The 22033-nt window shown below is 60.2% G+C and carries 14 protein-coding genes; 8 read left to right on the top strand and 6 right to left on the bottom strand.

Annotation, left to right across the window (positions count from 1 at the left end; all coding sequences use genetic code 11):
• Positions 1–187: 187 nt before the first annotated feature.
• Positions 188–2350: a DNA helicase II gene (gene uvrD / locus HF945_RS16055; RefSeq protein ID WP_290523568.1), complete on the bottom strand. Its 2163-nt coding sequence runs from the start codon at positions 2348–2350 to the stop codon at positions 188–190.
• Positions 2351–2524: 174 nt separating this feature from the next.
• On the opposite strand from uvrD, the gene HF945_RS16050 reads away from it, so the two are divergent.
• Positions 2525–5404, top strand: coding sequence for an EAL domain-containing protein (locus HF945_RS16050; protein WP_290523567.1), 2880 nt, complete (start codon positions 2525–2527; stop codon positions 5402–5404).
• A gap of 141 nt (positions 5405–5545) precedes the next feature.
• On the opposite strand, the gene HF945_RS16045 is transcribed toward HF945_RS16050, so the two are convergent.
• Positions 5546–6529, bottom strand: coding sequence for a hypothetical protein (locus HF945_RS16045; protein WP_290523566.1), 984 nt, complete (start codon positions 6527–6529; stop codon positions 5546–5548).
• An 88-nt stretch (positions 6530–6617) separates the two neighbouring features.
• Here HF945_RS16045 and HF945_RS16040 point away from each other — a divergent pair, with 88 nt between their 5' ends.
• From HF945_RS16040 to HF945_RS16015, 6 genes are all read left to right on the top strand, one after another.
• On the top strand, positions 6618–7460 hold the full coding sequence (locus tag HF945_RS16040) for a metal-dependent hydrolase (RefSeq protein ID WP_290523565.1): 843 nt from the start codon (positions 6618–6620) through the stop codon (positions 7458–7460).
• Between the two features lie 398 nt (positions 7461–7858).
• Positions 7859–8530 carry a M24 family metallopeptidase gene (locus HF945_RS16035; protein ID WP_290523564.1) on the top strand — a complete coding sequence of 224 codons (672 nt, stop codon included), beginning with the start codon at positions 7859–7861 and terminating at the stop codon, positions 8528–8530.
• 25 nt (positions 8531–8555) lie between these two features.
• Entirely contained in the window at positions 8556–9536 is a 981-nt protein-coding gene (locus HF945_RS16030) for an alpha/beta fold hydrolase (protein ID WP_290523563.1), read from the top strand.
• A 398-nt stretch (positions 9537–9934) separates the two neighbouring features.
• Entirely contained in the window at positions 9935–10780 is an 846-nt protein-coding gene (locus HF945_RS16025) for a MerR family transcriptional regulator (RefSeq protein ID WP_290523562.1), read from the top strand.
• A gap of 348 nt (positions 10781–11128) precedes the next feature.
• Positions 11129–14221, top strand: coding sequence for a penicillin acylase family protein (locus HF945_RS16020; protein ID WP_290523561.1), 3093 nt, complete (start codon positions 11129–11131; stop codon positions 14219–14221).
• 282 nt (positions 14222–14503) lie between these two features.
• Positions 14504–15484: an NADPH:quinone oxidoreductase family protein gene (locus HF945_RS16015; RefSeq protein WP_290523560.1), complete on the top strand. Its 981-nt coding sequence runs from the start codon at positions 14504–14506 to the stop codon at positions 15482–15484.
• 165 nt (positions 15485–15649) lie between these two features.
• Here the strand turns inward: HF945_RS16015 and HF945_RS16010 are convergent, their stop codons facing one another.
• Positions 15650–16090, bottom strand: coding sequence for a thioesterase family protein (locus tag HF945_RS16010; RefSeq protein WP_290523559.1), 441 nt, complete (start codon positions 16088–16090; stop codon positions 15650–15652).
• 578 nt (positions 16091–16668) lie between these two features.
• Here HF945_RS16010 and HF945_RS16005 point away from each other — a divergent pair.
• Positions 16669–17652, top strand: a complete 984-nt coding sequence (locus HF945_RS16005; RefSeq protein WP_290522779.1) for an IS110 family transposase — start codon at positions 16669–16671, stop codon at positions 17650–17652.
• A gap of 221 nt (positions 17653–17873) precedes the next feature.
• On the opposite strand, the gene HF945_RS16000 is transcribed toward HF945_RS16005, so the two are convergent.
• The 3 genes from HF945_RS16000 to HF945_RS15990 all read right to left on the bottom strand — a co-directional run bounded on the left by HF945_RS16000 (position 17874) and on the right by HF945_RS15990 (position 21668).
• Entirely contained in the window at positions 17874–19259 is a 1386-nt protein-coding gene (locus HF945_RS16000) for a phospholipase D family protein (protein WP_290523558.1), read from the bottom strand.
• A 94-nt stretch (positions 19260–19353) separates the two neighbouring features.
• The gene (locus tag HF945_RS15995; RefSeq protein ID WP_290523557.1) at positions 19354–20232 is read right to left on the bottom strand and encodes a DNA ligase; all 879 of its coding nucleotides are present in this window, start codon (positions 20230–20232) and stop codon (positions 19354–19356) included.
• 101 nt (positions 20233–20333) lie between these two features.
• Entirely contained in the window at positions 20334–21668 is a 1335-nt protein-coding gene (locus HF945_RS15990; RefSeq protein ID WP_290523556.1) for a Na+/H+ antiporter NhaC family protein, read from the bottom strand.
• Between the last annotated feature and the right edge of the window lie 365 nt (positions 21669–22033).

Genomic DNA, 22033 nt, shown 5'->3' with positions numbered 1-22033 from the left:
ACACATCCAGTACCAAATTGTTCCGCGTCAGACGTCCGTCGTCCGACGTCAGACCTTCTTCAAATCACTTTAACTCGCCGTGCCACCCGGCAGTGCCATGTCGGCGATGGGCTCATGCCCACTGCCGACCTACGCCGCGCTTTTACCGTCAGGCATCCAGCATCCGGCTTCAGGCGGGGCGAAGGCCCTAAATCACTTCCAGGCGCGCGTACTGGCTGACCAGCCACTTGGTGCCGGCGCCGTCAAAGTTGATCTGTAGCCGCGCATTGGGGCCCTGGCCCTCAAAATGCAGCACGGTGCCTTCCCCGAATTTGGGGTGCAACACCCGGGCGCCCAGGACGATGCCGTTGGATTCGGTTTCCCGGATCGGCTTGGCGGCGCCACCCATGGGGCGGCTGAAGCCCGCCCGGGCACGGATTTCTTCCATGGCGTCCGCCGGGATCTCGCGCAGGAAGCGGCTGGGCGGATTGTAGTTTTCATTGCCATAGAGACGGCGGCTTTCCGCGTGGGTCAGGTACAGCTCACGCATGGCGCGGGTCAGGCCCACGTAACAAAGGCGGCGCTCTTCGGCGAGACCACTGGGATCCTCGCTGGAGCGCTGATGGGGGAACAGCCCCTCTTCCATGCCGCAGATAAACACCACCGGGAACTCCAGCCCCTTGGCCGAGTGCAGGGTCATCATCTGCACCGCATCTTCGTGGGCATCCGCCTGGCCTTCGCCGGATTCCAGTGCGGCGTGATCCAGGAAGGCAGTGAGCGAGTCCATCTCGGAATCTTCATCTTCCTCGCCAAACTCCCGGGTGGCCGACACCAGTTCGCGCAAGTTCTCCTGCCGCTGCTGGCCCTTCTCGCCCTTTTCCTTGCCATGAAAGGCCACCAGGCCACTGGCCTCGATCACATGCTCGGCCGTTTCACCCAGGTTGAGCCCGTCACACTGGCGAGCCAGCTTCTCCACCAGATTGAGGAACACCGCCAGTGCATTAATGGCTCTGGCGGTAAGCAACTGCTCACTGACAATGGCCTGACCCGCGTCCCACAGGGAGCAGCCGCGGGACTGGGCCACCTCGCGCAGGGTCTCCAGAGTCTTGTTGCCGATACCGCGGGTGGGCGTATTCACTGCCCGCTCGAAGGCCGCATCCGCATGGCGGTTGCTGATCAGGCGCAGGTAGGCCAGTGCGTTCTTGATCTCGAGACGCTCGAAGAAGCGCTGACCACCATAGATGCGGTAAGGGATGCCGGCCTGCAGGAACGCCTCTTCCAGCACCCGGGATTGGGCGTTGGACCGGTACAGCACCGCCATTTCCCGGCGCGCGGTCCCTTCCTGGAACAGCTTGTCCACCCGCCCGGCAATAAAGCGGGCTTCGTCCACCTCATTGAAGCCGGCATACAGGCGAATCGGGTCGCCATCACCGCCCTCGGTCCACAGTTCCTTGCCCAGGCGATCGCTGTTGTTGTCGATCACCGCGTTGGCGGCCTTCAGGATGGTGCCGGTGGAGCGGTAATTCTGCTCCAGACGGATAGTACGGGTATCCGGGAAGTCACGGCTGAACTTGTGGATGTTCTCGATCTTGGCGCCACGCCAGCCATAGATGGACTGGTCGTCATCCCCCACGATGGTCACCGCATTGTCGTCACAGGCCAGCAACCGCAACCAGGCGTACTGGATGCTGTTGGTGTCCTGGAACTCGTCCACCAGGATATGCCGAAAACGACGCTGGTAGTGGCCGCGCAGGCTGTCATTGTCGCGGAACAATTCCAGTACCCGCAGCAGCATCTCGTTGAAATCCACCAGCCCGCCCCGTTCGCAGGCTTCTTCATAGCCGGCGTAGATCTTCTGCATGGTCTGGACAAACAGGTCGCCGTTGGCATCCATGTGCCTGGCGCGCAACCCTTCATCCTTCTGGCTGTTGATAAACCAGGTGGCCTGACGGGCCGGCCAGCGCTGTTCGTCCAGCCCCAGTTCCTTGATCACCCGTTTGACCAGCCGCTGCTGGTCATCGGCATCGATGATTTCGAAGCCCTGGGGCAAGCCGGCCTCCTGCCAGTGGGAACGCAGCAGGCGGTGGGCAATGCTGTGGAAGGTACCCACCCACATGCCTTCCGCCGACATATCCAGCAGCTGCTCGATACGGCCGCGCATTTCGGCGGCGGCCTTGTTGGTAAAGGTCACCGCCAGAATGCCGAACGGCGAGGCCTGACCGGTGGCGATCTGCCAGGCAATCCGGTGCACCAGCACCCGGGTCTTGCCCGAGCCGGCGCCGGCCAGCACCAGCAGGTGGCGATCATCGGCCGCCACCGCATCGCGCTGGGCCGGGTTCAAACCATCAATAAGGGAAGTCACATCATCCATGGCGCGGGAGTTTAGCAGAAACTGGCCCGAGGAGACGCCACCCGGGAGTTATTCACGCGTCCTTCGGCAGGGTTGCTGCAGACTGTCCGATAAAGGCTGTTCCCCTTGGTGTTTCCTGTGGGTACACTGAGAATCAAAAACACTCGGCCACAAGGCCAGAGGATAATAATCAAGGTGTCTTTGCAGTCTCCGAACAACCGCGCATCTGCCCCCTTCAAGGGCATTATCACTGAACAGTGCCAGCTGCTGTTCAGCGGCATCCTTGTGCTTTTTGTTCTGGAAACCGCCAGCGCCGCGGTAATGACCTACTTTTACTGGAACAGCCCCGCTTCCCGCAGCCTGTTGATTGGCTGGGCAACCTTGTTTTGCCTGATCCAGCTGGTTCGCATTCCCCTGCTGTTGCTGGCCCGCAAGAAACTGCTCCACAATGAAATCACCGCCCGTTGTCGCACCCAGCTGGCAGCACTGGCACTGAGCACCCCACTGGTGATCGGCATGGCCGGCTACCTGTTCAATCCGGCAGAGCTGCTATTCCGCCCGGACATGCTCAGCATGCAACTGCTGTGTGCCAGCATTGGTCTGGGTCTGGGCACCCTGGCCCTGGCGGCCTACAGCAGCCACTTCCCCACCGTTTTCCTGTACCTGGCCATGCTGCTGGGCCCGATCATGGTCCGCCTGTCCCAGACCCAGGCGGAGAGCGAATTGTCGCTACTGGTGATGATGATGGTGCTGGGCCTGTTCTTCCTGCTGGCCGCCCGCCGCATTCACAACACCGGCCACCAGGCCATGATGTTGCAAGCCAGCAACCGCTCCCTGATTGATTACCTGAACCGGGCGCGCAGTGATGCGGAATCCCTGAACGAGAAGCTGGCCCAGGAAATCTACGAACGCAAGGAAGCCCGCCAGCGCCTGCAGGAAACCAACGAGCGGCTGGAAACCATGGTGGCCGAGCGCACCCAGGCCCTGGAAGAATCCAACAAGGCGCTGGGCGCCACCGGCGAGCGGCTGGAGCTGGCCCTGGAAGCCAGCAATATCGGCCTGTGGGACTGGATGCTGGATACCGGCCGTAACTACCACACCAACTTCGATCGCCTGCTGGGCTACGACAGCGCCTACTTCAAGAACTTCTTCGGCGATCTGGAAACCCTGGTGCATCCGGACGACCTGACCCGGGTCCGCCGCGCCATGGTGTCCCACTTCAAGGGTGAAAGTGATCGTTACCACGCGGTCTACCGCCTGCGTCATGCTGACGGCGACTGGCGCTGGATTGAGGATGACGGCCGCGTAGTACGCTGGTCCGAAAAAGGCCGCGCCACCCGCATGATCGGGACCCGCCGGGATATCACCGAAGACCGTCAGGCCCAGGAACAGCAACGCCTGGCCGCCACTGTGTTCGAGAACGCCCCGGAAGGCATCTTCATTCTCGACCACAAGTTCCGCTTCCTGGCCGTGAATGCCCGCTTCGAGCAGATCACCGGTTACAGCGAGTCCATGGTGCTGGGCAAGCAGGTGCTGGATCACCAAAGCACCCAGGCCAACCGCGAGACCTATACGGAAATCACCGACGCCCTTTCGGAAAACGGCTTCTGGGAAGGCGAGATCAACGAAACCCGTCGTAATGGCGAAGCGTTCCCGGAATGGCTGCAAGTCAGCGCCGTACGCGATGAACAGCGCCGGGTGATCCGCTATGTAGGCATGATCTCGGATCTGACCACCCGCAAGGAAACCGAACAGCAGCTGCAGTTCCTGTCCAACTACGACCGCCTCACCGGGCTGGCCAACCGTTCCCAGTTCCGTGAGCATCTGCACAAGTCACTGACCCTGGCACGCCTGAACCGGGAAAAAGTGGCCCTGCTGATGATTGATCTGGACCGCTTCAAGCCCATCAACGAATCCCTTGGCCACGAAATCGGTGACCGCCTGCTCAAGGCCGCCGCCGAACGCCTGAGCCACTTTGCCGGCGAGGAAGAACATCTGGCCCGGGTGGGCGGCGACGAATTCACCCTGCTGGTGGAGAAGTACAACAGCGAAGCCGCCATCAGCCAGTTGTGCCAGAAACTGATCAACGCCATGAAGAAGCCGTTCCATATCGACGGCCATGAGCTGCTGCTGGGTGCCAGTATCGGTATCAGTGTGTTCCCGGACAGCGCCAAGGAAGCGCAGAGCATGATCAACCAGTCCGACATGGCGGTGTATCAGGCCAAGCGCAGCGGCGGCAACAACTTCCAGTTCTACCGGGGCAACATGCGGGTGGCCTCGGTGGAACAGCTGGCCCTGGAAACCAGCCTGCGCAAGGCCATCTTCAAGAACGAGTTCGTGGTCTACTACCAGCCCAAGATGGAACTGGCCAACAACCGCATCACCTCGGTGGAAGCCCTGGTGCGCTGGCAGCACCCCACCATGGGGCTGATCCCGCCGTCCGAGTTCATCCCGCTGGCAGAAGAAACCGGCCTGATCTCCGCCATCGGCGAGCTGGTGCTTGAACGTTCCTGCCGCCAGGCCCACAAGTGGTTCAAACAGGGCCTGGGCGACATCACCGTGTCGGTGAACCTGTCCGCCCACCAGTTCCGCAAGGGCAACGTGGCCGAGATCGTCGACCGGGTGCTGGACAGCACCGAGCTGCCACCGCAGCTGCTGGAACTTGAGCTCACCGAAAGCCTGATCATGGAAGACATGGAGCAGAACATCGAAATGCTCCAGCAACTGCGCAAGCGGGGCATCGAACTGGCACTGGATGATTTCGGCACGGGCTACTCTTCACTGAGTTACCTGAAGCGCTTCCCGGTGGACACCCTGAAGATCGACCGCTCGTTTATCATGGACCTGGACAAGAGCCCGGACGATGCCGCCATCACCCGCGCCATCATCGACATGGCCCACAGCCTGCAGATGAACGTGGTCGCCGAAGGCGTGGAAACCGAACAACACCTGTCCATCCTCCGCGACATGGCCTGCGATACCATCCAGGGCTTCCTGATCAGCAAGCCGGTGCCGGAAGAAGAGCTGGTGGAGTTGCTGCATACGCAGGCGTATAGGCAGGCAATTGATAGTTAATAATTAATAGTTAATAACTCGCGGGGCAGCCCTGGCTGTCCCTGAAACGTAAGAGGCCGCGCCCATAGTCTGGGCGCGGCCTCTTACGTTTGAACAACCGCGATTCATGATCGCGCATTATTAATTATTCACTATTAATTATTAATTAAGCAGCTCCAGCGTCCCCTCCGCCTCAAAAAACCCGGAAAGGTGCCGACGCAGCCACGCTTCCAGCAATCCTTCGTTGCGCAGTTTCTCGATGATCGGCGGGGCGAAGCGGCGGGCGTCGTCGAGCATCATGGCGCGGGTCACGCCCAGCTCGTCCAGCAGATCCACCAGGCCGGTATCGCCATATTTGTCGAAGAAGGCCTGTACCCCGGATTCCAGCAGGTTGTTAAACGCATCGGTGTGGCGCAGGTCGCGCCAGTACTCGAAACCGATCACGAACAGCTCCTGGATATCCTCGCTGCTGAGCAGCTCGCGCAGGTCGGCCACCGGGCGCTGGGCAAAATCCTGCCAGCCCACCAGCACCAGCTCACGCAGCTCATCCAGATTCTCGTCCCGATACAGCCAGGGGTCGCTGAGCAACTGTTCGGTGCGGCGCAATAGCCATTCCTGCATGCGGACATCCAGGCTGTTGACCCAACGCTCCGGCAGGCGGCGGGCGATCTGGTCACGCAGGGGCGCCGGCATCCCCTGGTGCAACAGGGTCTTGATGCCCATCTGTGCGCCGCCAGCCAATAGCGCCAGCAACACCGGATTGCGGCCCAGCCAGGCCATGCTCTGGCGGGAAAGGGGGATCTCCAGCACCTTGTCCAGCAGGGCCATGATCACGTCTTCATCCACCACATCGGCGATGAGCCGCTCACTGTCCACGGCTTGCTGGTAGAACTCTTCCACCATGTCACCCACCAGCTCCGGAATGGCACCGCTGATGTCCATCTCAATGGCGTACTTACGCGCGGTCTGGTGGATCTGCTGGGGGGTTACCCAGGCGTTCAGCGGGTAACCCGCCGCCTTTTCCAACAAAAAATCCAGCTCAGCCTCGATCAAACCATCCAGCTGCGCCGGCGCCAACCGGTCCAGCAGATACGCCACCAGGCCATCCAGCAAACGGTTTGCTGTGTCGCGGGGGGTTGTTGTCATTTGTGTCAGTCCTGAAAGAAAAAGTCCTTGATGCAGATACAGGCCATTGTATCATTGAATGATGTAACAGTTAGGGAGGTACGCAAAAATGAACGTATCCATTCTACCGATCCGTCGCAATCTGAAGTTCAACCTGAACCCGGCCAAGGCCATTACATGGCACAAGGACGGCCTCAATGTGAGCCAGTTCCTGAATACCATGAGCCTGTTCTTCCCGGTGGGTGAACGCTTCTTTATCGACAGCGTACGCAAATATCGTGACCAGATCACGGATCCCGACCTGCAAAAAGCCGTGACCGCCTTTATCGGCCAGGAAGCCATGCATGGCCGCGAGCACGACGAGTACAACAACTATGTGGCTGAAGCCGGCACTCCCCTGCATGCCCAGGAAGCTGCCGTCGCCAAACTCCTCAAGGCGGTCCAGGACTATACCCCGGATGCGTTCCAGCTGGCGGCCACTGTGGCCCTGGAGCACCTCACAGCCATTCTGGGTGGCGGCCTGCTGGATCTGCCCGAAATCATGGAAGGTTCCGATGAAGGCTACAAGGCCATCTGGAACTGGCACGCGCTGGAAGAAACCGAGCACAAGGCGGTGGCCTTCGACGTCTACACCACCGTGATCGGCGATGATACTCAATTGGGCGCCTATGCCCTGCGCACCAGCACCCTGGTAGCGGCCACCGGTATCTTCTTTGCCCTGATGATCCCGTTCTACCTGCATAACGTGCGGATCCATGGCGGCCTGTTCGACCTGAAAGGCTGGCGTGCGGTGGCCAGACACACCTGGGGCCGCAAGGGTATCTTCCGCAATATCACCAAACCCTGGTTCGACTGGTTCAAGCCCGGTTTCCACCCCTGGGACCACGACAACCGCGAGCAGTTGGAGAACTTCGAAAAGCTGCTCGGCAACATCCTGCGGGATGCCGCCTAAGCGTTTTTAATATCACCTAGCTCTCCCTTTTCTACGGTGATTCCTGGGCCGGCACTTTGTGCCGGCCCTTTTTTTGGAGTTGAAAGTTTAAAGTTGAAAAGGCGCGTACCAGGGTTTTGGGTTCTTAGCCTCTGTGCCCGCGCCATTACCGGGGAACGCGGGCACAGGACAGCAAGGCCTGATAACCCCACTCGCGTTTAAACTTTGAACTTTAAACTTTCAACTAGCTCTCTGCCCGAAGGAAGCCGCAGCCGCAGCGCGAAGCAGTGCCCTTGCAGGCTGGCAGGGCATGCCCTCGTGTTGTTGCGTGGTGCGTGATGCATGTTGCGTCAATGCCATTGACCTTTACATTGCCCGATGTAATGATCGACCCATTCCAAAAACAACCCGGAGGCGTCATGACCGCATTCTGGACCCCGGACCAGCAGGCGCTGGCACCGTACCTTGAGGCAAGACGCCTCGCTGAGAAATGCTTGCAGATCATTGCCGCAGCCCTGCAGCCCGGCATGAGCGAGGCGGATTGCCAGCAGCTGATTCGTGACTGGCTGCGCGCCCACCAACTGTTCGACCCGGCCAGACCGCCAAGAGTGCGTTTTTCCGGTCGCCCGGCCCGCCGTCGCTTTGGCCTGAACAGACCCGGACGGCACCGTTTTCGGGCAGGCATGTCTTATACACTTCAGTGCGATGCGGTGCTCAATGGCTATGCGGCCCGGGCCTGCCTGAATGGCCCGCAAGGCCATGATCAGCTGACCCCTCTTGAGCAGCAACTGAGCCACTGGCAAGCAGCGCTGCCAGATGCCCTCGCCCGGGGGGAGACTGCGCAGCAGGTAGCAGAACGGTTCCCGGCTATCCGCCAGCACTACCGTCTGGCTCCCCTTACCGGCAAGCTCCCGGAAGGGAATCGTATCGGCGAAGGCCCACTGATCCCGGGCTTGTGGCAATGGCAGTTCAGCCTCAGCGAGTCGGGTCACAGCGTGGCCGGAAGCGGCTTCCTGATCGTGGATGACCTGGGCCCCCGCTGGCTCAACGACGCCGAGGATGCCCTGGTTGTCGACACCCTGACACAGTAAGAAAACAGAGAATAAGAGGCCCGGCATGGTGCAATGGCGTGACAGCAAAGTAACCCGCAACGGTGTGGATCTGGCGGTGCGTACCTGGAGCGAAGACAAGCGCCCCAGCGTGGTACTGATACATGGCTACCCGGATGCCAATCATGTCTGGGAGAAAGTCGCTGAGCGACTTAGCCGGGACTTCAAGGTAGTGGCCTATGATGTGCGTGGTGCCGGTCACTCTTCCGTTCCGAAAGGCCGTGCCGCCTACAAGCTGCGCGAACTGCGGAACGACCTGCACGCCGTGCTGGACGCCACCTGCCCCGGCGAAAAGGTCCATCTGGTCGCCCATGACTGGGGCTCCATCCAGACCTGGGAATCGGTCACCGACCCGGGTGCCGAGGAGCGCATCGCCTCCTACACCACCCTGTCCGGCCCCTGCCTCGATCACGTCGGCCAGTGGATGAAGGGCAACCTGAAGCGCAAGCCAGCGGCGGTGCTCAATCAGCTGACCCACTCCTGGTACATCATGGCGTTCCAGCTGCCCCTGCTGGCACCCACCCTGTGGAAAGCCGGTCTGGCCAAAGCCTGGCCCGGTGTCCTCAAGCGCACCGAAAACCTGGACAGCGACGTCAGCCCCACCCAGTTGAAAGACGGGGTTCACGGTATCGAGCTGTATCGGGCCAATATGCTGCCCCGCCTGGTCATGCCCCGGGAGCGCTACACCCGTGTACCGGTGCAACTGCTCGTGGCCCGAGACGACAACTATGTGCGCCCGACCATGCTCGAAGACCTGCCCCGGTGGACCGATCGCCTGTGGCGCCGGGAAATGGACTGCGGACACTGGGGCCCCCTTCTCCAGTACCCGGACGTGACCGCCGGCTGGATCAGTGAGTTCATCCAGCACATCGAAGGTGCCCCCGCCAGCGCATCGCTCAAGCGCGCCGAGGTCAATAGCGACCCGCAGTCCGCGGCGGATAGCAGCCATCCGGGCACCGGCAGCTACGCCTCTACGAAGCACCCTTAGGCCGGACACCGGCGGAGATTGGCGTACGCCGATTTCCGCCCTAGGCAATGCGTTAGCTACAACGAAGCTGTAGGAGCCTGCCTGCAGGCGATCCGAGCCTTGGCGAGGCAAGAGTGTCAAGTTGCGAGAAGCGAGTTTCGAAAGGCAAAATCTCAAGCCCCGCATCTGGCTGCTGTTTTTTGATTTTCGAAACTCGTGACTCGTCACTCGCTTCTGGAATCCTTACCTCGCTTAGACTCGGATCGCCTGCAGGCAGGTTCCTACAGCGCGGCATCCATCTACCGCTCTCATAAACCCAACTCAGACCTGTCCCGCGTTTTTGCGTGAAGCGTGATGCCTGTTGCGTACCGCATGCTCTGTTCTAGCACCAGTGCAAAAACCGGGCTATCATCGCAGCCATGAAAACCAGTGACCGTAACCCCGCAGCGATACTGCGCAGCCTGAAGAAATACACCCAGACTGACGCAGAGGACGCCCCGGCAGAAGCCGGCAATCACAAGGAATACACCATTGACGAACTGGCCCGCGAGGGCAGCTCGACAGTGCGTAACGTACGTGCCTACCAGGACCGCGGCATCCTGCCGCCTCCTGAAAAACGCGGCCGTACGGGTATCTACACCGACGTTCACCTGGCTCGCCTGAAAATCATCGGTGCCCTGCTGGAACGCGGTTACACCCTGAACAATATCCGTGACCTGCTCAGCGCCTGGGAACAGGGCCGCGAGCTCAACGATATTCTCGGTCTGGAGGTGGCGGTCACCACCTGGCAGAACCCGGTGGTGCCTTCCTATCTGGACTACCAGAACCTGCTGGATGACTTCGGCGAAGACATTACCCCGGACGTGATGACCAAGGCGGTCAAGCTGGGCTACATCATTCCCGAAGGCATGCGCCTGCGCATTCCCTACCCGCGCGTCTACAACGCCGGCAAGGAGCTCAGCGAAGCCGGCGTGCCGCTGGATGCGGTCCTCACCCACGTGACCCTGGTCCGAGAGGAAGTGGACAAGCTGGCCGAGCGCTTCATCGGCATGATCATCCACCATCTGGTGGACGAGAAATACGGTGACGACGCCCTGCCGGAAGGCGAAGACGTACCCAAACTGGCCGATTTCATCACCCGCATCCGCCCCCTGGCCGATGCCGTGGTCAGTGATGAACTGGGGCGGGTGCTGGAAAAGAGCATCAACAAGATCCTTGTCGACCGCCTGGCCAACGTACTAGCGCATATCGAAAAAAATGGCTAGCACGCAACACGCATCACGCAACACGCGCGGGACAGGCCCACTGTTCTGAAAGCCGGTCTCCGCGCCATTAACGGGGAACGCGGGCATAGCCTTGCAAAACCACCAAGCCTGATCCGCGTTTCAACTTTAAACTTTGAACTTTCAACTCAACCCCGCGGGCACAACCTTTCCGGACCTGACGCCCTGCCTCGCGTCGTAGCTCGTAGCTCAATGCTCATGGCGATTTTTGCGTTAGGTAGTCTTTTCTTGCTGTTTTGTTGCACGTCCTCCACCCATCTCATCCACAGTGACACTCTTGGGACTATCGTGCTTTAAGCACAACAACAACAATATCCCAAGGAGAGCGCCATGACTTCTGCGCGCATTGTGTCGGCTTTGCTTGCTGCCAGTTTACTCGCCGCCTGTGGTGGTGGTGGCTCCAGCAGCCCTGCCCCGGTGACCAACACCCCAGTGGCCAGTCAACCGGAGGAACCGGCACCGCCCGTCCAGGGGCCGCAAACGCGCCCCGACATCCTCACTGAACCCTTTGCCGACTATGGCACGGTGCTAAATATTCTCCCCCCCGGCCAGGACGATATCGGCGGCATCAGCAGCCTGACCACCGACATTCCTGGCCTGGGCGATCTGGTCAGCACCCTGTTTGATGATCTGGTAGCCGAGACCGGTCTGGTGCCAGCACTGAGCAAGGAACCCCATTTTGATGACCAGCTCGGACTCTACGATGCGCTGGTGCGCAGCGAGCCCGGACTCACCGATGATCAGCTGCTGGACTACTTCAAGGCCGCACCGCTGCTCCCCGCCGACGGCGGTAGCTGGGAGAGCGAGCAGACCGTGGAGGCCGGCAGCTATCAGGTGGCGATCAAACGCGACAACTTTGGCGTGCCACACATCTTTGGCGACTCCCGCCGTGATGCGCTGTTTGGCGTCGGCTATGTGACCGCCGCAGACCGCCTGTTTCTGCTCGACGTGCTGCGCCGCGCCGGGCGCGGTGAACTGTCCCGCTTCCTGGGACCGGCAGATTTCTCCTTCGACGAAGACATCGCCGTCAACGCGCCCTACCGGGAAGAGGATCGCACCGCCATGATCGGCAAGACCATTGCCCGTTTCGGGGATGACGGTGCCCAGGTGTTCGACGATGCCACCGATTATGTGGCCGGGCTGAACCAGTATGTAGCCGATGCACGCAGCGGACTGTTGCAGGTTCCGGTGGAATATGTGGCCCTGGGGGTCCAGCTGGAGCCTTTTGTGATTGAAGATGTGGTAGCCATCGCCACCCTGATCCAGGGGATCTTCGCCGGTGGCGGCGGCAACGAACACAAGAATGTGCTGTTACTGCAGGCCCTGCAGGAACAGGTAGGCAGCAACGAGGCCGCCTGCGCCCTGTGGCAGGATCTGCGCAATGGCCTGGACCCGGAATCCTCGGTGACCACCACCGACCGCTTTGCCACCCAGTCCCCTCCCACACTGCCAGACCTGTGTCCGCTCAGCGGAGAACTGGCTGGCCAGTTTCCCGGCGCAGTCATGTTTGATAGCGGCTCGTTCCAGCCCTACGACCCGCTCAGTCATGAGCCCTGCGGCCGCCCCGGCCAGCCGGAGTGCCCGGAAGCCCTGGGCAACGTACCAGCCCTGCCCGGCACCGGTGTGGTGGGCGGTCTCCTGGATACCGTCGGTGACCTGCTCGGCGGCATCCTGTCCCTGTCCTTCCTGGACGATGGCGGTGACGCCCTGGCGCGCCAGTGGGCCAGCCTGACCGCTCAGCTACCGACCCTGTGGCAGGATAGCTCAGCCCTGTCCGATACCGAGCGAGAACAGGCCATGCAGCGTGTTGCTGCCATCCAGACCGGCATCCAGGGCCTGCGTGACGGGCTCCCCACCGCCATGTCCAATGCCCTGCTACTGAATGGAGAGCACTCCGCCAGCGGCAGGCCGCTGGCCGTGTTCGGGCCGCAGACCAGCTATTTTGTGCCCCAGTTACTGCTGGAAATGGCCATCCACGGCGGCGATATTCATACCCGCGGAATGACCTTCACCGGCCTGCCCTATGTGGTCATCGGTCGTGGCCCGGACTTCGCCTGGAGTGCCACCTCCGGCAGCTCCGATCTGACCGATGTGCGCGTGGTGCAACGTTGCCAACCTGCAGATAATCCCGCCCACGGGGAAGGCGGTTATCAGGTCAACGGCCAGTGCCAGCCCTTCGATGTGATTGATGAACAATGGGTGGCCCGCTGGAACCTGGCCTCATCAACGGACCCGGAAGCAGTGGGCCAGAATGAAGCGGTCACCCGCCGGGTCATCCGTACCACCGAATACGGTCCGGTGATTGGCTTCGCCACCGTGGGCGGCATGCCGGTGGCGGTAACCCGCCAGCGCAGCACCTACAATGCCGAACTGGATACCGCCCTGCCGTTCCTGCAGGCCAGCCGTAATGACGTGCACGATGTGCAGAGCTTCTACGACACCTTCTATAACACCACCGGCAGCTTTAACTGGTTCTATATTGATGACCGGGACATTGCCTTCTTCCATTCCGGTGACTACCCGCAGCGGGCCCCTGGCGTGCATCCGGAACTGCCCAGCTGGGGCAACGGCCAGTACGACTGGAACGGCTTCCTGCCCCAGGCGGCCCACCCCCAGGCCAGCAACCCGGAACACGGCTACCTGGCCAGCTGGAACAACCGGCCGGCCAGGGACTGGTGGGCGGCGGATGCCCACGCCAGTTATGCCTCCGTACACCGCAACGACATCCTGGATGTGCGCCTGCAACAACTGGTCAGCGAGGGCAACGTAACCCGGGCACGCATGGTGGAGGCCATGGGTGATGCCGCCACCGTGGACCTGCGCGGTCAGGAAATCGTACCCAAGGCACTGGCATTGCTGTCACGGGCCCCCGTCACCGGCGATCAGGACAGCGCTATCCGTCTGCTAGACAACTGGGTCAGTAACGGCGCCCTGCGCCGCGACCGGGATGGTGACGGCAATTACGATGAGGAAGCCGCCGTGGCACTGATGGATGCCTGGTATCCACGGCTGATCGACAACCTGCTGCCCCAGGTCACCGCCGTGGAAGATGTGGACGGCCAGAACCTGTCGTTGATGGGCCGCGACAATGCGCCCGGCGCCGGAGGCTCCGCCTACATCAGCGGCTATTACGGCTACCTGGAGCGCGTGCTGGAACAGGCGCTGGGCACCAGCGCCGCCCCCTACCAGCAGCTCCGCTGTGCCGACACAGACGACACCGAGACCTGCCGCACCGCCCTGGCCACCAGCCTGAACCAGGCCATCGAGGATCTTGGCGGTATCGCTGCCATGGACAGCTGGAGCGTGGATGAAACCCAGGACCAGATCCAGCACCGCGCCATTGGCCTGGCCACCGTCCCCGGTATCCACTGGCAAAACCGCCCCACCTTCCAGCAGGTGGTGGAGTTCACTGGACACCGGTAAGAAAGCAGCAAGCCACAAGCTACAAGGCGCAAGACAGGTTTTCCTGTTCTGCGCCTCAGTGCCCGCGCCCTTACCGGGAAGCGCGGGCACGGCCTTTCAAAACCCACCGTCCTGATCCGCGTTGCAGCTTGAAGCTTGTAGCTTGCACCTCGTAGCTCATAGCTCATAGCTCATAGCTATTATTCCCCTTCATCCTCCCCCATCGACCACATGCATTTGTCTATTCCCGCCATCAGCGTTAGCGTTCCCCTTCTATAAAAACGATTTCCGGGAGAGCGACGCATGCGTGCGATTTTGTGCAAGGAACTGGGTCCGGCGGACAAGCTGGCAATTGAAGACATTGCTTCCCCTGAACCGGGCAAGGGCCAGGTGAAGATCAAGGTGAAAGCCGCAGGGCTGAACTTTCCGGACACCCTGATCATCGAGGGCAAGTACCAGATCAAGCCAGAACTGCCGTTCTCCCCCGGCGGCGAAATGGCCGGCGAAGTGATTGCTGTAGGTGAAGGCGTGAAGCGCTACCAACCCGGCCAGCGGGTCATGGGGCTCACCGGCTATGGCGCCTTTGCCGAAGAAATTGTGGCCCCGGAAAGCAATCTGATTCCGGTACCGGACGGCATGGACGACAACACTGCTGCCGCCTTCTCCATGGTTTACGGCACCAGCTATCACGCCCTCAAGCAACGGGCCAACATCCAGCCCGGGGAAACCTTGTTGGTACTGGGTGCCAGTGGCGGGGTGGGTCTGGCTGCAGTCGAACTGGGCAAGGCCATGGGCGCCACCGTCATTGCCGCCGCCAGCAGTGAAGAGAAACTGGCCGTGGCCAAAGACGCTGGCGCCGATGACCTGATCAACTATGCCGAAGAAGACCTCAAGGACGCCCTCAAGCAGCGTTACCCGAAAGGCGTGGACGTAATCTACGACCCGGTGGGCGACAAGTTCACCGAAGCGGCGCTACGCAACATGGCCTGGAACGGCCGCCTGCTGATCGTCGGCTTCGCTGCCGGCGACATCCCCAAAATTCCCGCCAACCTGGCGCTGCTGAAAGGCTGCTCCATCGTCGGCGTATTCTGGGGCGCTTTCACCCAGCAGGAGCCACAAGCCAACATGCAGAACATCATGGAACTGTTCCAGCTGTTCGCCCAGGGCAAGATCAAACCGCGCATCAGCCAGGTGTTCAAGTTCGAGGAGTATGAGCAAGCCCTGGCGGCGCTGACCTCACGCACCGCCAAAGGCAAGGTGGTACTGGAAGTAGCCAGCGACTGAGTTTGAAAATCGCAAGCTGCAAGCCTCAAGCCACAACGGGACGGATGATAGGTTATTGCTGTTATGCTTCACCCGCGCTTAACGGTTGGACGCGGGTGCGGAATGTCAAAACGCAAAAACCCTGACCGCGCCTTGTCGTTTGTACCTCGTTGCTTGTAGCTGTTTCTATCGCCCGCTCTGATCAATAATCTTCCCCGGTGCGCCGGTCTGCAGCTTCTCACGAAGCCAGTCCGGCACGGGGGTTTTTTCAAACGGTTCTGTGGTCATCATCACGTAAACGGCTTGCGATACCGCAATGGCTCGCGCTTCATCGGCATGTCGTATGTCCGCCTGAAGCGTAAAGGAGGTGTTGCCGATGTGTATAGCGGAAACGAACACCTCCAGCACATCATCAAAACGCGCAGACGATTGCCATTCGGTGGTCAGCTTCACCACCTGGTTATCCAGCCCCTGCTCAAGAATGCTGTTGTAGTCACACCCCAACGCCCGGAAAAATTCCGTCATGGCGATGTCCACATAATCCCCATAGCGGGCATTGAATACCACTTGCTGGGCATCACATTCGTTGTAACGCACGCGGAAACGAAAGCAGAAGGGCGTTGTCATTGATTGTCCTGTTCAGTTTTTTGAAAATCTTTTAACTATTCAGCCTGCGTGGAATTCAATACGGATCATCCTTCATATCACAACCCATTGGGAATGATCAGGTTCATCCACATACACCCCGGACGTAACGGCCCCCGTAGGAGCGGTCGTTCGACCGCGAACCGAGCGCAGCGAGGCGACTGCAAGGAGGCCTTTTCATTTGCGCCAACATATTGGCCGAACCACCCTGGATGAGAACATAGCAACACCGAGCATCCTGATAGTAACGCAATGGGCATAACCGATTGCCTCGCTATCGCTCGGTTCGCGGTCGAACGACCGCTCCTACAGCTCCAGGGAGGTTTCTGGAATCCTTACCTCGCTTGGGCACAGATCGCTTGCAGGCAAGCTCCTTGTATCTCTCCACGAGTGCTGATTAGCTACCAGCACTCACGGGTCGGGTTAAAGCCTGACAAGCTCCTGAGGGCATAGACCCTGTGACGTAGATCCTGGCTCCGACCCATTCTCTTAAATCTGAACGGTATCCGGGCTCTCCCCTCCGCGGGATGAAGCCGTATAAGCAAGGGAAGACACGAGAGATGCACTTCGTTGGAATTGATGTCAGCAAAAAGAGCCTCGATACACTTTGGCTGCGCCAGGCCAATCCCCGGAAGGTAAAAACACGGGTTTTCCAGAATCGGCGCGGGAAGGAGCACGAGGTTGCGCAGTGGCTGCTCAAGCAGACCGGTGCTGAGCCGTCCGAGATTCATGTGGTGCTGGAAGCCACCTGTATTTATCACGAGAACCTGACCTACGCACTCCATGAAGCTGGGTTGCAGGTGTATGTGGCCAATCCGGCGCGCACCAGGGACTTCGCCAAGAGTGAAGGGTTCTCAAGCAAGACAGACAAGCTCGACTCGCTGTGCCTGGCTCTCTACGTGAAAGAGAAGCATGAGCGACTACATAAATGGCAGCCGGAAGCGCCAGAGATCAGGCAGTTACGAGCGCTTGGTGCTCGTCTGGAGGCCTTGGAGAAAGACCGTCAGCGGGAAGAAAACCGGCTTGAGAAAGCGGAATTCAACCAGTCAAGCGAGCGAGTCATTGCCTCTATACAGGACATGATCGCGACACTGAATGAGGAGATCCGCAAGCTCAAAAAGGACATCGATGACCACATTGATGGCCATCCTGAACTGAAACAGGACCGCTCACTGCTGGAGAGCATCACTGCGGTAGGCGATGTGATGTCCCGAGAGCTGCTGTCGCTAATACACAGTCGGGACTTCCGGTCAGCCAAGCAATGTGCCGCCTTCCTGGGCATTACGCCGGTGCACAATGAATCCGGCGACTCCAGAAAGCCGACAAAGATCCGCAAAGGTGGCCGCGCCAACGTACGGGGAAAATTGTTCATGGCAGCAGTCACAGCATGCACCCACAACCCCGATATCCGGGCACTGAGACGGCGCATGGAAGACAGGGGGAAGACAGGTAAAGTGATTGTGGTGGCAGCAATGCGCAAGCTGGTGCAAATCGCCTATGGGGTAATCAAGCACCAAAAGAAATATACCCCACAAGTCGCATAGAGACGGCTTGCAGGGTATGGAGAGAGACGGTATCTACGGGTTATAACAAGGGCCTGTGCCAACTGCATCTCAGTTCCTCGCTGTCGCTCGGTTCGTCCCCTGGAAGGGATGTTATTCGCTACGCTACGTTCCTACAGCGGCTTCGTAGAAATGCTGAAAAACCCGGTAACTTTTCCGGGGTTTTCTATCCAATCGAGCGTAGCTCGTAGCTCGTAGTCATCTCAAAAAAACCGGGCAATGGGCAACAACGCCAGAAAAGCAGCCAGCCATCTTCGCATCAGACTGGTTCGGGGTTCATGATCCAGCATTGCGGGTTTGCCCTGTTTATCCACACCCCCCCAGCGCAGCGCCTCCCCCGCCATTTCCAACCGGTAACTGTTTACCGGCGACAGGCCTTCTTCGATAAATTCTGCCACCTGCTTGCCCAGGGAGTTCGAAACGACGTAATAGCCCATCTCGGTATTCAAATGCAGGGAGCGGGGATCCATGTTGAAAGAACCAATAAAGATCTCACGCCGATCCAGAACCATGGCCTTGGTATGCAGGCTGGCTTTGGAGCGCCCGCGGAACAGTCGCACCTGCCGTTTCATGCTGTGGGCATTGGGCTGAAGCTCATGCAATTCCACACCGCCGCGAATCAATGCGCGCCGGTAAGGCGCATAAACAGCGTGCGCCGCAATCACATCATTGGTGGCCAGGCTGTTGGTGAGCACCGCAGCGCGTCCTCCACGTTCTCTGAGTCGGGACAGCGCTGCCACAAAATCATCGCCGGGAATAAAATAGCTTGCCTCAAGCAGAAATTCGCGATGGTCTTCGCGATCCAGCAACCGGGCAAGCTGGTCGCCCATCAGTGACTGCGTAGCCCCGGCGGCTTTCTCCGGGCTATCGAACAACAGCACCGCCGGTGCCTGCTCGCACTGCGCTTCCTGCTTTGCCAGGTAATCCACAAAGAACTGTTCATGCTGGGGAAACAGGTAGGGATAATTTTTCAGCGAACGACGCCAGCGACTCAGCCATTGCCAGCTGCGCTCCGCCCGCTCTGGACGATAGCGGCGCAGGGTTTTCAATGGCATGGCCAGATCGCTCTGCCAGTAGGTTTCAAACGCATCGCGGGTTTCCGCCGCAATGGGACCACTGGCATACCAATCCAGATCACGGAAATTGCTGGCCGGGTTCACGCCAAAATAGTGATCGGAAATATTGCGCCCCCCCACCAGACAACGCTCGCCATCGGCAATCCATGCCTTGTTGTGCATGCGGTGGTTGAGTAACGGTGCGTGATACAGCCACTGGTGAAAATGCTTGAAGCGACCATGGAAGGGATTGAACAGACGGACTTCGATATTGGGATGCGCATCCAGCGATGCCCACTTCACGTCACGCCCCAGCTGGTTGGCATGGTCCAGCAGCATGCGCACTTTCACGCCGCGCCGGGCGGCTTCCAGTACCCGGTAGATCAACAGCTTGCCGGTGGTGTCGTCATCCCAGATGTAGTACTGCACATCCAGGGTACGGGTGGCGAGGCGGGCCAGGGTGACACGCAGGGTAAACGCCTGGTCACTGTCAGCCACCAGGGACAGGGAAGAAAGCGGTGTCAGGGGGTCCACAACCCCTCCGGGATACGGTGCATGTCAGCGAGTGATCCTTGACGAACATCAACGCCTCACCATGCAGTAAAGCCCGGCCGGGCTCAAGCCGGGTTTAATCGGTTGCCGCAGTCTGCGTGGGCACAAACGACGGCCGCACTCGCAGAAAGCTGGCGAAGCGCGGCAACCCGGTCGCGGTCAGGCCGTAATACTTGTACGTTACCCGGCTGCCAATGGGCGGCGGGGCCGCTCGCTCCGCATCACTGAAACCGGTCCCCAGCCTGAAACGCCGACCTTCCGGCGTTTCCACCACCAGAGCCCCCAACATACCCTGATACTTGCCCCGGCCTTCCCGGTGCGCCACCACCCGGGCCTCAGCGTCATCCCAAGTCTTCACCTTGAGCAGGGCCTGGCTACGACCATCATGATAGAGGCTGTCACCATGGTGGAGCATCAGACCTTCACCGCCCCGGGCAATCACCTTGTCCAGGTGAACCATGAGCGCCTGCTCGGTGGTCGCCGGTTGCTGCTCAATCATCGCCAGCGTGTAGGCCCCACTGCCGGCTACCAGGTCACGCATCTGCGCCACCCTGTCCCGGAATGGCGCCTGGCTGGCGGGCAGATCAAAGACCATGAAACGTATTTGCCGCCACTCTGTCATCACCGGTTCAAGCCGCCGTACCGCCGCCGCTACCTGACTGAACCGGCCCCGCCCCATCCACAGTTCGCCGTCCAGCGGCTGCGCGGGAAAGCCCCGGGTGAACCAGTCCGGTACGGCAATGGGATAACCACCTCGGCTGTAGAGCGCCTGACCATCCCAGCGGGCCCGCACTCCGTCCAGCTTCTCGCTGACCCAATAACCCTGCAAGTCCATGCCTGGGCGCCAGGTGCCGGCCAGCTGCATATCCCCCTGGCCAGCGACGGCAGTGGCGGCCAGTGACACCATCACCAGGAACAGCAGCAACCGGTAACTGAAACGATATAACCAGACCATGCGCACCTCCCTGGCGCTGTCAGTGAAGCATGGACTCTGACAGAACCTGGGGCATGCGCCTGTAGGCCTTCAAGGCCGTTGTGTGTAGGAGATTACCGCTGTCAGGGCGCAGCCTTCAGCCTTGGCCGCCCCAGGAGAATGGCTACCACACCGGCGGCCGCCAGCACCCAGCAGTAATGTATGCTGCCGATCAGCGCCAACGGGGAGATCGACGCAATGGAGCAAGCCAACAATACCTGTGCGCCGTAGGGAATCAGCCCCTGCACCACACAGGAAAAAATATCCAGCAGACTGGCCGAACGACGCAGGTCCACATCATGGTCGTCAGCAATGTCGCGGGCCATGTCACCGGTCAGCACGATGGCCACGGTGTTGTTGGCCACGAACACGTTGGCGAACACCACCAACAAGGCAATGCCCACTTCCCCTGCCTTTTGCAGCGGCAGCTTCAGTAATCTTGTCAGCCCGTGAATCCGCTCGATTACCCAGCGGGTGCCACCCTGATCGGTCATCAGTTGCGACAGACCACCGATCAACATGGACAACAGCATGATCTCGAACATGCCCTCGAAGCCTTTCCAGGTAGCACCGTTTATCTCCGCAAGACCATACTCTGGCTGCACCACCATGCCGGTCACACCCGCCACCAGAATGCCGATGATCAGCACCGCCAGCACATTGAGGCCACTCAGGGCCAGCCCGAACACCAGCAGGTAGGGCACCACCCGCACAAACTCGAAGGGCTTGTGCTCCACCGTATGTTCGCCACCGCTCACCATCACCAACACCACCAGGGTCAGCAGGGCCGCCGGCAGGGCGATCCAGATATTCACCCGGAACTTATCCTTCAGGGATACGCCCTGGCTGCGCGTAGCCGCAATCGTGGTATCGGAAATCATCGACAGGTTGTCACCGAACATGGCGCCACCCACCACCGCACCCAGTGCCATGGGCAGGGACAAGCCGGTGGCAGACGCAAAGCCCACCGCAATGGGGGCGGTGGCCGCGATGGTCCCCATGGAGGTGCCCATGGCCGTGGCAATGAAAGCGGAAATCAGGAACAGGGCCGGCAGCACCCAGTCAGCCGGAATGATGCGCAGCCCCAACTGCACCGTCGCGTCCACACTGCCAATGCTGTCACTGACACTGGCAAAGGCACCGGCCAGCAGGAACACCAGGCACATGAGAATGATGTTGGGGTGGCCAATGCCCGACAGCAGCCGCTCCACACTCCGCTCAAGCCGCTGCCCGGCGAAGCGGGCGAACAGCATGGCCAGCACAATCGCCACCATGGCCACCACCGGCGCCTTGATCTGGTAGAACGCAAACTCGGTATCGGTGGAGGTGTAGTACAAGCCACTGCCGAGGAACACGGCGAGAAAGAACAGCAATGGAAGAAGCGGCCAGGCACGGGGAGTCGGAGCGGATGGAGTCATGCTGGGTCCTGATCAATCAGTGATCAGCCCAGTGTAGGGATTTCAGCGCCATGACGGTAGCAACACCACCGTATTCTGTAGGAGCCCCGCTTGAGGGGCGAACCAGGCGCAGCAAGGAAAGAGGGGAGAAAGTTCCGAGTTTCGAGAAGCGAGTTTCGAAAGGCAAAACCCTCAAACCACTCCGGGCCAGGTTTTCGTAACTCGAAACTCGTCACTCACTTCTCGTTACTCACAAGGATCGCCAGCGGGCTGGCTCCTACGGTGAATGAAACCGTACGATTGCAGAAATTTCGGTACGGTATAGGCCCGGATTGCCCTTCGCTCAATTCCGCGCTTCGCGCGGTTCGTCCCTCAAGTGGAACTCC

The organism is Alcanivorax sp. (genome assembly GCF_017794965.1).
GTDB lineage: Bacteria > Pseudomonadota > Gammaproteobacteria > Pseudomonadales > Alcanivoracaceae > Alcanivorax.
The sequence above is the reverse complement of the archived record's forward strand: the minus strand, read 5'-3'. Positions and strand labels throughout refer to the sequence as shown.